Genomic DNA, 12357 nt, shown 5'->3' with positions numbered 1-12357 from the left:
GTGGTTCAAAGTCCCAATTTTACAAGATCGTCGATGCGATGCTCCCACACCCAATCAATGCCCTCGGCGGCTTCGTAACCCAAGTAGTCGCTGCCAAAGTAGCCGCAGAGGAACAGCACGAACGGCACTGTTTTACCGTAGGCAGTTTGAAGCTGGTGGATCTTGGTGGCTTCTTCTTTGCGCCGCTTGTTGGTGTTGGTAAAGTCGCCGGCCGACTTGGCTTCGATCAGAATTGGTAACCGATCCTTGCGCAGCTTCTTGGGTTGAATCACCACATCAACCGGGATGTTCACCTTGAGCGCCTTACCGACCGGGAGGTTCATGCGGAACGTGTACGTCCCGGTTTCCATTTTGATCAGTGGCTTCCCGCTGGGATGGCCTTGTTTCCGGTAGCCTCGTGCGTCCAGCCAATCGCCGATGAGCTTTAGTTGCCGCTGTTCCTGAGCGTTGCGGACAATTGGGTTTGCCACGGCGCTGCATAAGCGGTCAGCGACAATGGTTGAAGCTCGGTCGCGTTCGTGTTCGGTCGGGTCTTTCGCCGCCTCCAGCCACGGGAAGATGTCGCGGTCCAGCAGTTTTGAGATGATGCGGCACAGTTTGGTCAATTCCGCATCCAATTCGACGGCGCTCAGTTTGGTCGGGAGTTTGCCGCCTTCCATGCGACCGACAAGATTCTTGCTCGCATCGGCCAAGCCAATCAAGCGGTCCACGGCCAGCGGCGGGGCCGTGCACATGCGGAGCGTTGGCAGTACGCTTGGATTACCCTTGAGCGTCGCGGTATCGATACTGCGCAGATTGCGGGTGGTAATGAGCGCAGCCTTGACGTGCCCGATGGTCTTCACGCGTGTTGAGCGGAACGCAACGGGTGCAAAGCGCATGAACCATTGGTTGAACTGGTCAACAGAAGCTGCAATGTCGGTCTTCCAGAGATGCGGTTTGTCGGCGTTGATGCGTCTGGGCATCATGAATTCGATTCGTTCAAAATTACTGGCAATCCGGTTTGATAGAGACAACCCGTCTCAGAAGCCGATTCTGGCTCTCTGAAGATTTTTTCAGCACAAGCTTGTAGACGCGTTTCTTCTCGGCGGAAGAAGCGTTGCGGATGAACTCCGAGAATGGAGTTGAGGCAACCACCTTGGATTTTCGTTTGAGCGAAAGCATTGACCGTACCCCTAAATTTCTATCCATTGTAAACTTCCGACCTGCGCTCTCCAAACTCATGCAGGACCTAACCGACCTTCTCCACCTTGATCGCCGCGCCGGATTTCACCGACTTGAGCTGTTTCACATCGCCCTTGGCCTTGCCCCAGATATTGGTCCGGGCCGCAAGGCGGATTTCATCGCCGCGGGAGATGGGCGTGCGGCCGAAACCGATCGCGATGGAATCGCCTTCCACCCAGAAGGCGAGCTCGCCCGGCTGCACCACGTCGCGGGCGTCGGGCTCGCGTTTCACCTTCACCGGCGTGGAGAAATAAACTTCCTCGCCCCAGGTGTTCGCCTTGGAGGTGAAGGGAAGCGCATTCCAGATCGCTTCCGCCGTGGGCGTGTCCAGCAGCTCGGCCTCGAGCACCACGGAACCGATGGTCATTTTGATTTGGCGCGCGGACATTCTTCTTTAAAAGTCTCCAACAAAATAAATTTCACAAGATTAACAGGATTTTTCAGGATTCACAGGATTAAGAATTTTTAGAATTTAAGAAATCTTCTTAATCCTGTCTTTTAATCCTGTAAATCCTGTCTGATTTTATTTATCTTATGCGGCCTTACGCCGCTTCCTCGCCTGATCGAGATCGTAGGTCGCCTGCAAATTCATCCAGAGTTTCGCGGAAGTTCCCAGCGCCTTGGCCAAGTCCAACGCCGCTTCGGCCGTGATGCCGCGCTTGCCCTTGATGAGTTCGTTCAGGCGCGCGCGAGTCCAGCCGATCTTCTTGGCGAACGCCATCTGGGTGATGTCCGCCGGCTTGAGAAACTCCTCAAGGAGAATCTCGCCGGGGTGGAATGGATTCTTGGGTTGTCTCATCGATAACACTCCTGCACACCGGATTCAGTGGTAATCGGTAACCTGAACATCTTTGGCATTCCCGCCTTCCCACCGGAACAAAATGCGCCACTGGTCATTGATTCGGATCGAGTAGTAACTGGCGAGTCGTCCCTTCTTTGCCTCCAGCCGGTTACCCGGTGGGGTGCGTAGGTCCACGAGTTCCGCGGCATCATGCAAATACAGTAATTTTCGCCGTGCTGCGCGCCTCAGTTCCGGTGGAAACTGGCGCACCTCTTTCGAGGTTTTGTCATAGAATAAATCTTCGGCAAGCCGATTGCCAAAGCTCTCGATCATTGTTTTGATGTTATCATATTATGATAATCTTGCAAGCCGTTGAGATATTGGCCATCGTCCCGAAATCGGAGGCAACATCATGGCTCGCACAATTCGCAAATCCGGAATGAAGGAAGTTCCCCTTTCCGAGGTCAAGGATGATCTTTCGCGTTACCTCAAGGAGGCCGAGAAGGAACAGATCGTCATTACCCGTCACGGCAAGCCCGCCGGAGTGTTAATCGGGTTTGAATCGGAGGATGAATGGTTCGATTTTCGACTAGAGAACGATCCGCGCTTTCTCAAGCGCATCGAGAGCGCTCGTGCCAGCCTTCGCGCTGGGCGAGGGATTAAGCTTGAAGATCTTTAAGCGGATTAAATGTCACTTCGGAATACCAGCCTGATTTCTGCCGCGCCTCCTGTTTATTTCCAGGAAAATCTTTAACGCTTTATTCATCATCGTTTGGTAGCCCGTTCCCGCACGCTCGGCTCGCGCACGAAACTCAGCAAGTACCGCGTTATCGATATAAATGGTGGTGCGCGTCTTGCCTTTCGACGGTATCAGGGCGCCTCGATTGCCTTCCGAGAATTCGTATTCAGTTCTCATAAACTGAGCATGTCGAGTACAGCAGTAGGTTACGTGGCATCGCTCAGATCTTGCTTAGCTGCCGCCTCTGCCCGAAGTTTCCCGAACCCTCGATGGCCCAGTTTCTTTTCCATGCCCTTTCCGAGCTTGTTCGGCTTGCACATAAGACAACCAGCCCGGGATGGTTTCGGGCGTTTGTGCTTGTGATTCATGTCACCATCCGTTAGCGCTCGTCGCCTTTCACCGGAGGAACCTTTGGCGCCCGGCGAATGTATTTCAGCATATCTTTTGGTTTGGCCGTACCGGCCCGCTGCTGCAAGAAATCACGCGCACCGCGCAGCGTACCGACCTTCTCGGCCACGGCGGCAGCGATGAACTGATTCAATGAAACCCCATCAAGCTTGGCCAGATCGGCTGCCGCGTTCTTTATGGAACTGGGCAGCTTGAGCGGGTAGGTTTTCTTGCTCATTTCTTTAACTCCTTTAGCAGCGCTGCCGGGGTCATGACTTTGTTCTAGCTTCCTCCACGGCGCAGTCATCGTAGGAAACAGAGAAATACTGGCCGGTTGGGACTTGCCAGAGAGCTGAGCCGGGAAAATGCTCTTTGATGAACTTGCAGCGCAACGATTCAAGTCGCTGCTCGATCTGCCCTTTTGTGAGTTTTTTATCACTCCACGGTTTATCTACCATGGACCGTTTGCTCGTTCAGTTGAGCGACAGGATAAATTTCGTATTTGTCATTTATCTTTTCCTGTGCGAACCAACGTGCAAACCGGGAGGGCGGCGCCTCGCGCGCCTTTACCGTCCGACCTTCGTTAAGTTTGTAGAGCTCTTCGATGGTGGGAACTATGCTTCGGAACAACTGGTCATGATCCTTGCCCCACAACCACAAACCGGGCATATCGTCACTGGATATATAGACGGTCCCGTCGCTGCGGGTTTGGATTTTGATACGTACGGTGGTTAGCGGTTTTTCAGACATAAGTGCAACCTCCTGTAATAAGCGAAGATTGCTACCCTCTTTGATATGTTTGTTTTAACGATCTTGGAGTTTTTATATCACAACACATTGTTGTATTGAAACCTGACGGATAAATGCCTTTGTCTAAAGATTCCAATACTTACAAAAGCGGCGGCGGACATGGGCAAATGTGCCGAGGGGTTATGGTCTGCATGCTCGCCACCATGGCCGGCATGCCCGCCCGGTGCCGCCAGGGTATACACGCCGAACAGCAGGATCAATACACCCGCGCCGCGGCGCACCCAGACGAGACGCACCACATTCCCCAGCCAGCGCGCGGTAGCGCCCATGGCGAACAGCATCGGTAGCGTGCCCAAACCGAAGGCCAGCATCAGCAAGGCGCCGTGGGCGGCATCGCCCGTCGCCAGCGACCAAGCGAGCGCCGAATACACCAGCCCACAGGGCAACCAGCCCCACACCAGACCGAGCGCGAGCGCCTTGGCCGGGTGATTCACCGGCAGGAAGCGCCGGCCGAGCGGCTCGATGCGCACCCAGAGTTTTCCGCCGAGACGCTCCAGCGCTGAAAGGCCCGGCCACCAACCGGCGAGATACAGGCCGAGCGCGATCATGAAGCCGCCGGTGATGATTTTCGCCGCCAGGTGCGCTTGTGCCGGCGGGAAAAGTTGCAATATCTGCGCGCTCAGGAATCCCACGATCGCGCCGGCGACGGCATAGCTGGCGATGCGTCCGGTGTTGTACGCGAGGAGATAGGGAATGAGACGCGCGGGAGAACGGCGGATGTCTTCGTGCAGGCCGAGCGTGAGCGCGCCGACGATGCCGCCGCACATGCCTAGGCAATGCACCGAGCCCAGCAGGCCCACGAGGAAGGCCGAGACGAGGGTGATTTCCGTGGGCATGGAAGATGAATGGACAGGATTTACAGGATTAACAGGATTTTTTCTCAGCACTCTTTTGGTGGATTGCTGAAAAACGCATCGTCACCCCAGCGAAGCCTGCCCCGGCATGTTGTAAGCCGGGGGCCGGGGTCCAGGAAATTAAAAATAATGAATTCATTAATATGCTGGATTCCGGCTTCCGCCGGAATGACGGGCTAGGATGTTTTTCGGACTTTTTCAGAAACTTTTAAACCTGTAAATCCTGTCTAATTTTTCTTAAGGAAGCGACGGGCGAAGGTCGAGACCGCGTTCGCCGGGCACGTGGAACGACCCGACCAGACGCCAGTCCTGCGCCGCAAGCTGCACGTTCCAGTGGCCTTGCGCCAGTTGCGGCAGCGGCGCGCGATAGCTGCCGTCGGATTGGCGCGCGAGAACCAGTATCCGGTCGATGCCGGAGCGCGTGGCGTGCAAAAATTTAAGCTCGACATTGTCCGGGATCGTGGCCTGCGCGCGGGCGGTGAGCCGGATCAGTAATTGATGCTGCGCATCATTAAGCTCGACGCGGCCTTCCAGACCACGGGCCGCCGCGGCCTGATCGCGCGCCAGCACGCGATTGATTTCCTTGCCGCGGCGGTAATAGTCATCCTCCACCAGCCCGTCGTCCGATGATATGGCCAAGCCCAGGGTGACGAAGCCCGCAATCACGGCCGTGAACGGAAACGCGATCAGCAGCCATACGAACGGCTCGCGGTACCAGCGGTTATCTTCTTTCATGCGCGCCATCATGCTCCCTTTCACGCTCTGCTTCATGCTCATCTTCATGTTCGTCTTCCTCCGGGCCGAGGAAGCGAGCTGTCTGTACCGTGCTGATGCCGTCCACGTCGCTAGATTCGAGCTGAAAATAAACCGGGACGCTGCGCTGCATCAAGTGCTCACGATCCGCCTGCAGGCTGACCGGGACCTCCGCCACTGCGCCGGCAGCGACCGCGATTTCGCGTCGGTCGGCGCGCAACCGCAACCCTTCGATCCCGCGCGCGCTGAGGGTGTAGCTATGGGCGGTGTTGTCCATGTTCATGATCTTCAGGGTGTAGGTGTTTTCGATCAAGCCCTCGACCGTTTCGCGATACAGCGCGTTGCGGTCACGCAGCACGTCGAGCTTGAGCGGCACGCGCAACAATACCGCGACGATCAAGGTCACGGCAATCGCCGTTAGCAAGCCGCCGTAGACCAGCACGCGCGGGCGCAGCAATTTCACCGGCTTGCCTTCGAGCGCGTTCTCGCTGGTGTAGCGTATCAGCCCCCTGGGATAGACCATCTTGTCCATGACCGAATCGCACACGTCCACGCACGCGGCGCAGGCGATGCAGCCGATCTGCAGGCCGTTGCGGATGTCGATGCCGGTGGGGCAGACCTGCACGCACAGGGTGCAGTCGATGCAGTCGCCCAGGCCCGTCAGTTTCGGGTCCTCCGAACGCGCGCGCGCGCCGCGCGGCTCGCCGCGCGCGGGATCGTACGAAATGATGAGCGTGTTGCGGTCGAACATCGCGCCCTGGAAGCGCGCGTACGGGCACATGTACAGGCACACCTGCTCGCGCAGCCAGCCGGCGTTGCCGTAAGTAGCGAAACCGTAGAACAGGATCCAGAAGGTTTCCCACGGACCGAGCGAGTACTGCGTGAACGACAACGCGAGCTCGCGGATGGGCGTGAAATAACCGACAAAGGTGTAGCCGGTCCACAGGGAAAACAGGATCCAGACGAAATGCTTGGCGCCCTTCTTCACCAGCTTCTCACGATGGTTCCACGGCAGGCGCGCGAGCTTCATCTGCATCGGGCGGTCGCCCTCGATGCTCCGCTCGATCCACAGGAACACCTCGGTCCACACCGTCTGCGGACAGGTGAAGCCGCACCACACGCGCCCGGCGATGGCGGTGAACAGGAACAGCGACAGCGCCGACAGCACCAGGATGGCCGTGAGATAGAACAGGTCCTGCGGCCAGAAGGTCCAGGCGAACAGGTGGAACTTGCGGTTGGGGAGATCGATCAGGAAGGCCTGTCGGCCCTCGCCCCAGTTGAACCACGGGAGAAAATAATAGAGGCTCAGGGTGAACCCGACCATGGCCACGCGCAGGTTGGCAAAGATGCCGTGCACCTCGCGCGGGTAGACGCGCTCGCGCTTGGCGTACAGCTCCTCGGTAACGGCATCGGCCGCGGCCACGGGAATGATCCGTTTCGGAGTTGTGCCCGGCTTGCGCGGTGTTTTGCTGGCACGCGGGTCGTCACCCGCGAAGGCGGTCCTGGCCTGCGGTTCGACCGATGAGACGTTGCGCTGCTGTTTTTTTTCTGCGCCGCTTTTGTCTTTTTCCTCCCGCTCCGGTGCGTCGGCTGGCGGTTTCGCTTTCAAGGTTTCTCCGCTCGGCTCTCCGGGGCGGGATGTGACAGGCTGTAGACGTAGGCGGCGAGCAAATGCACCTTGGCCTCGCCGAGGAATTCGGCATGCGCCGGCATCCGGCCGGAGCGGCCCTTGTCGATGCTCTGCATGATGGCCTGCTTCGATCCGCCGTAGAGCCAAATGTTGTCGGTCAGGTTGGGCGCCCCCAGGGCAGGGTTGCCCTTGCCGTCCGCCCCGTGGCAGGCCACGCACAGCTGCTGGTATTTGGCCTTGCCACTCTCGGCCACGGTGTCATTCACGCTGCGACCACTCAGCTGCAGCACGTATTCGGCGACATTGGCCGTGCCTTCCGGTCCCAGCACCGCGCCCCACGGCGGCATGGCGCCGCTGCGGCCGTTCATGATCGAAGTTTTGATAGTTTGCGGGTCGCCGCCGTACAACCAGTCCTCGTCGCGCAGATTGGGAATGCCCGGCACGCCGCGTGCATCGGCGCCGTGGCAGGTGGTGCAGTAATTCACGAACAGGCGCTCGCCGGTATTGAGCGCCTGGCGGTCTGCGGCGAGCACCATGAGATCCTCCCGCAAATATTTTTCATACAGGGGATTGAAGGTCTTGTCGGCTTCGGCGATCTCCCTGGCATACTGGCCCTCCTGCGTCCAGCCGAGCACCCCGGCAAAGTTTCCCAAGCCCGGATACAGCACCAGATAACCGATGCCGAACACCAACGTGATGTAGAACAGGTTCAACCACCAGCGCGGCAGCGGGTTGTTCAGCTCGTGTAGGTCCTCGTCCCACACGTGCCCCATAGTCCTGGGTTTGTGGAATTCCTTGCGCCGGGGCTCGGTCATCCAGCGGTTGAGCCAGAACATGGCGATGATGCCGACGACCACCGGGACGATGATGAACCCGTTCCAGAAACTGTTGGTGAAATCAGCCACGTTTCCTCTCTCCGGCGGAATCGCCCGGCGCCGAATCCTCGTCTTCCAGCGGCATGCGCGCCGCGGCGTCGAAGCGTTGCTTGCGCCCCGCGCTGAAGGCCCAGATGACGATGGCGATGAACAGGATCACCAGCAGTACCGTCCACAGGGAATGAAACATCGCCGGGCTCATGTCATCTCCTTTGCTTGATGCTGGTGCCGAGCCCCTGCAGGTAAGCGATGAGGGCGTCCATCTCGGTCTTGCCCTCGAGTTCGGCGGGGGCGTTTTTGATTGCTTCGTCGGTGTAGGGATGTCCGAGCGTGCGCAACACCTGCATTTTCTTCCTGATCAACGCCGGATCGAGCTTGTTCCGTGCCAGCCACGGGTAACCCGGCATGATGGATTCCGGGACCACGTCGCGCGGGTTGATCAGGTGCACGCGGTGCCACTCGTCCGAGTAACGCCCGCCGACGCGATGCAGGTCCGGCCCGGTGCGCTTGCTGCCCCACTGAAACGGCCGGTCGTAGACGAACTCGCCGGCCACCGAGTAATGGCCGTAACGCTCGGTCTCGGCGCGGAACGGACGGATCATCTGCGAGTGACACACCATGCAGGATTCGCGGATATAGATATCACGTCCCTCGAGCTGCAGCGGTGGATAGGGTTTTAATCCCGCCACCGCTTCGGTCGTGGATTTCTGGAAATACAGCGGCACGATTTCCACCACGCCGCCGATCGCGACCACGATGACCGTGATAACGATCAGGAGGCCAACGTTCCTTTCGACTTTGTCGTGACCGGTGGTCATGTCACCCTCAACGCGCGCCCGCCGGCGCCGGGATGGTCGCTGTAACCGGTTTCGCCCCGGCAACGGTCTTCCACAGGTTGTACGCCATGATCAGCATGCCGGCGAGGAAGAACACGCCGCCCAGGGTGCGCACCACGTAGAACGGATGCATCGCCTGGATCGACTCGACGAAGCTGTACGTGAGCGTGCCGTCGGCATTGACCGCGCGCCACATCAGGCCCTGCATCACGCCCGCGATCCACATGGCCGAGATGTATAGAACAATCCCGATGGTGGCAATCCAGAAGTGCGTCTCGATGAGCTTGACGCTGAAGATCGGGCGCCCGAACAGGCGCGGTATCAAAAAGTACATGGCGCCGATGGAGATCATGCCGACCCAGCCGAGCGCGCCCGAATGCACGTGGCCGATGGTCCAGTCGGTGTAATGCGACAGCGCGTTCACGGTCTTGATCGACATCATCGGGCCTTCGAAGGTGGACATGCCGTAGAACGACACCGACACGATCAGGAACTTGAGGATGGGATCGGTGCGCAGCTTCTGCCACGCGCCGGAGAGCGTCATGATGCCGTTGATCATGCCGCCCCAGGACGGCGCCAGCAGGATCAGCGAGAACACCATGCCGACCGACTGGGTCCAGTCGGGCAGCGCGGTGTAGTGCAGGTGGTGCGGCCCGGCCCAGATGTAGGTGAAGGCCAGCGCCCAGAAGTGCACCACCGACAGGCGATAGGAATACACCGGCCGTTCCGCCTGCTTGGGAATGAAGTAATACATGATGCCGAGAAATCCCGCCGTCAGGAAGAAACCGACGGCGTTGTGGCCGTACCACCATTGCACCATGGCGTCCTGCACGCCGGCGTAGGCCGAATAGGACTTCCAGAAGGAAACCGGGAGTGCGGCGCTGTTGACCACGTGCAGCACGGCGATGGTGAGAATGAACGCGGCGAAGAACCAGTTGGCCACGTAGATATGACTTACCCGGCGCTTGACGAGCGTGCCGAAATACACCACGGCGTAGGCGACCCACACCACGGTGATCAGGATATCGATCGGCCATTCGAGCTCGGCGTATTCCTTGGTGGTGGTGATGCCGAGCGGCAGCGTGACGGCCGCCGACACGATCACCAGTTGCCAGCCCCAGAAGGTGAAAGCCGCCAGTCCGTCACTGAACAGCCGCACGTGGCAGGTGCGCTGCACCACGTAATACGAGGTCGCGAACAGCGCCGAGCCGCCGAAGGCGAACACCACCGCGTTGGTGTGCAGCGCGCGCAGGCGCGAGAAGGTAAGCCAGGGAATGTCGAAGTTGAGTGCCGGCCAGGCCATTTGCGCCGCGATGAATACGCCCACCAGCATGCCGACGATGCCCCACACGACGGTCATGATGGCGAACTGCCGGACGACCCTGTAGTTGTACGTCTCCTGTTGGGCGGCCATGATTCTCCCGCTGTTCAGTGTCCGAATTCGATGCTTACGTTGAAAATTGCCGCGGCATCGCCGCACCGGCCCGGCGGTGAAACTACTATGGATGCGGCCGGTTCTCGTTGACGCAGATCAAAACCTAGCCGGCGAAAACCGGCCCGACGCCGATGTCCCAGAGAATGACCGTGGCCGCCAGCACCGCCACCAGCGTCACCAGTCCCACGGCCAGCACCGCGGTGGAGAACAGGAAGCCGCGCTCCGCGGGAATGCCCATGACGATCGGCAAGCCGGTGTACAGCAGATACACGGTATACCCGAGCACCGGCAAACCGATCAGCAGGTTCAGCCACAGCACCGGGTACAGGAGCATGATCCCCGAAAGGAACAGCGGTGTCGCGGTGTACGCTGCCAGCGTGATGCAGTGCGGCAGCGTCTGCCTGGCGCCGTAGGTCCGGCTCATCCAGTGGATCAACTTGCCGATGGTAAAGACCGCCACCAATATAGTGAGATAAGACAGGATCGCGATCCACAGCGCGCTCTCCGGCGTCAGTCTGTGCACTTCGCGCGAGACCACCTGCCAGCCAACTTGGGTGGTTCCGATATACCCGGCAACCGGGGGAATCGCCGCGAGCAGCAAAACGTGGGAGCTGTAACTCTTGCCAATCGTGCGGCTTTCTTTCCGGATGGCTTTCCACTCTTTCTCCGGATGCGCCAACAGACCCCACACGTGACTCAGAACCATGTTTCTCCCCCGCCGTCTCTTATAAATGGGTGCGGTCAAGTCTCCTGCAAACCGCTAAGATCGTCAACGACGCAAACTCGCCTTAATGGCCCAGTATTCCGCTAAACAAAAAAATTTATCGCGAATTATCTTGTGTTCTGCCGACCGTGCACCGCTATCATGGGTCGTGGCGTCGCGCGGTGAGGGCAATCATATAGAATGGCCCTTGCCCTATCTGGCAATTCCTTGACCACCCATGTCCACGCCCGTCATGCTGACGCCCACCGCCAAACACGCCGATACGGCCGCGTGTTTTCATTGCGGACTGCGGGTGCCGACGGGAACGGATTTTACCGTCGCCATTGACGGAGTAAGCCAGCCCATGTGCTGTCGGGGTTGCGCGGCGGTGGCTCAGGCCATCGTTGACGGGGGTCTGGGCGATTATTACAAGTTCCGGACCGCCGATGCGCCGACGGCGCGCGAGATTGTGCCGGAATTCCTGCGCCAGACCGCGCTGTATGACCTCCCCGAAATCCAGAAAAGCTTCGTGCGCGCCGAGGGCGGGCATGTGCGCGAGGCGGCGCTGATTCTCGAAGGCATCACCTGCCCCGCCTGCGTGTGGCTCAACGAACGCCATCTGGCGCATGTGCCCGGCGTGCTGGAGGTGCACATCAATTACGCCACGCACCGGGCGCGCGTGCGCTGGGACGAGCGCCGCGTGCACCTGAGCGACATCCTGCAGGCAGTGAGCCGCATCGGCTACCTGGCGCATCCGTTCGATCCGGGACGCTACCAGCAGCAGCTCGAAAATGACCGGCGCCAGTTGCTGCGCCGCGTGGGCGTGGCCGGCGTCTTCGGCATGCAGGTCATGACGTTCTCGGTGGCGCTGTATGTCGGCGACTGGTCGGGCGTGGAAGAGGAGTATCGGCGTTTCTTTTACTGGATCAGCCTGTTGCTGACGCTGCCGGTCCTGCTCTATTCCGCGCAACCCTTTTTCCGTTCGGCGTGGCGCGATCTGAAACATTGGCGCACCGGCATGGACGTGCCGGTGTCGCTCGGCATCGGCGCGGCGTTTCTGGCGAGCCTGTGGACCACCGTCACCGGCGAGGGCACGGTTTACTACGACTCGGTGTGCATGTTCGCGTTTTTCCTGCTGAGCGCGCGCTACTTCGAGCTGGCGGCGCACAAACGCGCTTCCGAGGCCTCGGAGGCCCTGGTGCAGGCCACGCCGGCCACGGCCACGCGTATCATCGAAGTTGCCAGTTTCTCCCCCTCATCCCTATCAGTTCCTGCCGGGGTGCGCGAACATCCTGCGCACCCGTTCGACGGCGCGGATGTCCACTGGACATCC

Annotated in this window: 18 protein-coding genes and 1 pseudogene; 2 read left to right on the top strand and 17 right to left on the bottom strand. The window is 59.3% G+C overall.

The features are described from left to right. Nucleotides 1–5: 5 nt before the first annotated feature. The 4 genes from WD823_RS01565 to WD823_RS01550 form a co-directional block, all read right to left on the bottom strand. Nucleotides 6–962 (bottom strand): XamI family restriction endonuclease, encoded by a 957-nt coding sequence (locus WD823_RS01565; RefSeq protein ID WP_368427832.1) that lies wholly within the window; start codon nt 960–962, stop codon nt 6–8. A gap of 266 nt (nt 963–1228) precedes the next feature. After that, nucleotides 1229–1609, bottom strand: a complete 381-nt coding sequence (locus WD823_RS01560) for a cyclophilin-like fold protein (RefSeq protein WP_368427719.1) — start codon at nt 1607–1609, stop codon at nt 1229–1231. Between the two features lie 144 nt (nt 1610–1753). Next, complete coding sequence (locus WD823_RS01555) at nt 1754–2020, bottom strand: HigA family addiction module antitoxin (RefSeq protein WP_368427718.1); 267 nt, start codon at nt 2018–2020, stop codon at nt 1754–1756. A 24-nt stretch (nt 2021–2044) separates the two neighbouring features. Then, on the bottom strand, nt 2045–2335 hold the full coding sequence (locus WD823_RS01550; protein ID WP_368427717.1) for a type II toxin-antitoxin system RelE/ParE family toxin: 291 nt from the start codon (nt 2333–2335) through the stop codon (nt 2045–2047). 106 nt (nt 2336–2441) lie between these two features. Here WD823_RS01550 and WD823_RS01545 point away from each other — a divergent pair, with 106 nt between their 5' ends. Next, nucleotides 2442–2681, top strand: a complete 240-nt coding sequence (locus tag WD823_RS01545) for a type II toxin-antitoxin system Phd/YefM family antitoxin (protein WP_368427831.1) — start codon at nt 2442–2444, stop codon at nt 2679–2681. A gap of 12 nt (nt 2682–2693) precedes the next feature. Here WD823_RS01545 and WD823_RS01540 read toward each other — a convergent pair whose 3' ends face one another. The 13 genes and pseudogenes from WD823_RS01540 to WD823_RS01480 form a co-directional block, all read right to left on the bottom strand. Beyond that, entirely contained in the window at nt 2694–2918 is a 225-nt protein-coding gene (locus WD823_RS01540; protein ID WP_368427716.1) for a BrnA antitoxin family protein, read from the bottom strand. 29 nt (nt 2919–2947) lie between these two features. Further along, on the bottom strand, nt 2948–3109 hold the full coding sequence (locus WD823_RS01535; RefSeq protein ID WP_368427715.1) for a hypothetical protein: 162 nt from the start codon (nt 3107–3109) through the stop codon (nt 2948–2950). 11 nt (nt 3110–3120) lie between these two features. Beyond that, the gene (locus WD823_RS01530) at nt 3121–3366 is read right to left on the bottom strand and encodes a pilus assembly protein HicB (RefSeq protein WP_368427714.1); all 246 of its coding nucleotides are present in this window, start codon (nt 3364–3366) and stop codon (nt 3121–3123) included. Between the two features lie 31 nt (nt 3367–3397). Beyond that, a complete protein-coding gene (locus WD823_RS01525; protein WP_368427713.1) occupies nt 3398–3586 on the bottom strand; it encodes a hypothetical protein in 189 nt (62 codons plus the stop codon). Further along, complete coding sequence (locus WD823_RS01520) at nt 3576–3878, bottom strand: hypothetical protein (RefSeq protein WP_368427712.1); 303 nt, start codon at nt 3876–3878, stop codon at nt 3576–3578. The genes WD823_RS01525 and WD823_RS01520 overlap by 11 nt, the downstream gene beginning before the upstream one ends. A gap of 230 nt (nt 3879–4108) precedes the next feature. Beyond that, nucleotides 4109–4774: pseudogene (locus tag WD823_RS01515) on the bottom strand (sulfite exporter TauE/SafE family protein); the annotation flags it as partial. A gap of 255 nt (nt 4775–5029) precedes the next feature. Beyond that, nucleotides 5030–5575, bottom strand: coding sequence for a FixH family protein (locus WD823_RS01510; RefSeq protein ID WP_368427711.1), 546 nt, complete (start codon nt 5573–5575; stop codon nt 5030–5032). Beyond that, on the bottom strand, nt 5514–6968 hold the full coding sequence (ccoG, locus tag WD823_RS01505; protein WP_368427830.1) for a cytochrome c oxidase accessory protein CcoG: 1455 nt from the start codon (nt 6966–6968) through the stop codon (nt 5514–5516). Before ccoG ends, WD823_RS01510 begins: the two co-directional genes overlap by 62 nt. A 182-nt stretch (nt 6969–7150) precedes the next feature. Continuing rightward, a complete protein-coding gene (gene ccoP / locus WD823_RS01500) occupies nt 7151–8080 on the bottom strand; it encodes a cytochrome-c oxidase, cbb3-type subunit III (protein WP_368427710.1) in 930 nt (309 codons plus the stop codon). Further along, nucleotides 8073–8252 carry a cbb3-type cytochrome oxidase subunit 3 gene (locus tag WD823_RS01495; protein WP_368427709.1) on the bottom strand — a complete coding sequence of 60 codons (180 nt, stop codon included), beginning with the start codon at nt 8250–8252 and terminating at the stop codon, nt 8073–8075. The genes ccoP and WD823_RS01495 overlap by 8 nt, the downstream gene beginning before the upstream one ends. A 1-nt stretch (nt 8253) precedes the next feature. Then, on the bottom strand, nt 8254–8868 hold the full coding sequence (gene ccoO / locus WD823_RS01490; RefSeq protein ID WP_368427708.1) for a cytochrome-c oxidase, cbb3-type subunit II: 615 nt from the start codon (nt 8866–8868) through the stop codon (nt 8254–8256). Nucleotides 8869–8875: 7 nt separating this feature from the next. Further along, nucleotides 8876–10300 (bottom strand): cytochrome-c oxidase, cbb3-type subunit I, encoded by a 1425-nt coding sequence (gene ccoN / locus WD823_RS01485; protein ID WP_368427707.1) that lies wholly within the window; start codon nt 10298–10300, stop codon nt 8876–8878. Nucleotides 10301–10424: 124 nt separating this feature from the next. Beyond that, a complete protein-coding gene (locus tag WD823_RS01480) occupies nt 10425–11027 on the bottom strand; it encodes a Yip1 family protein (protein ID WP_368427706.1) in 603 nt (200 codons plus the stop codon). Between the two features lie 235 nt (nt 11028–11262). On the opposite strand from WD823_RS01480, the gene WD823_RS01475 reads away from it, so the two are divergent. After that, nucleotides 11263–12357, top strand: a 1095-nt coding sequence (locus WD823_RS01475) for a heavy metal translocating P-type ATPase metal-binding domain-containing protein (RefSeq protein ID WP_368427705.1), incomplete at its 3' end; no start/stop codon positions are given.

The sequence above is a fragment of the Sulfuricaulis sp. genome, from assembly GCF_040901545.1.
Lineage (GTDB): Bacteria > Pseudomonadota > Gammaproteobacteria > Acidiferrobacterales > Sulfurifustaceae > Sulfuricaulis.
The sequence above is the reverse complement of the archived record's forward strand: the minus strand, read 5'-3'. Positions and strand labels throughout refer to the sequence as shown.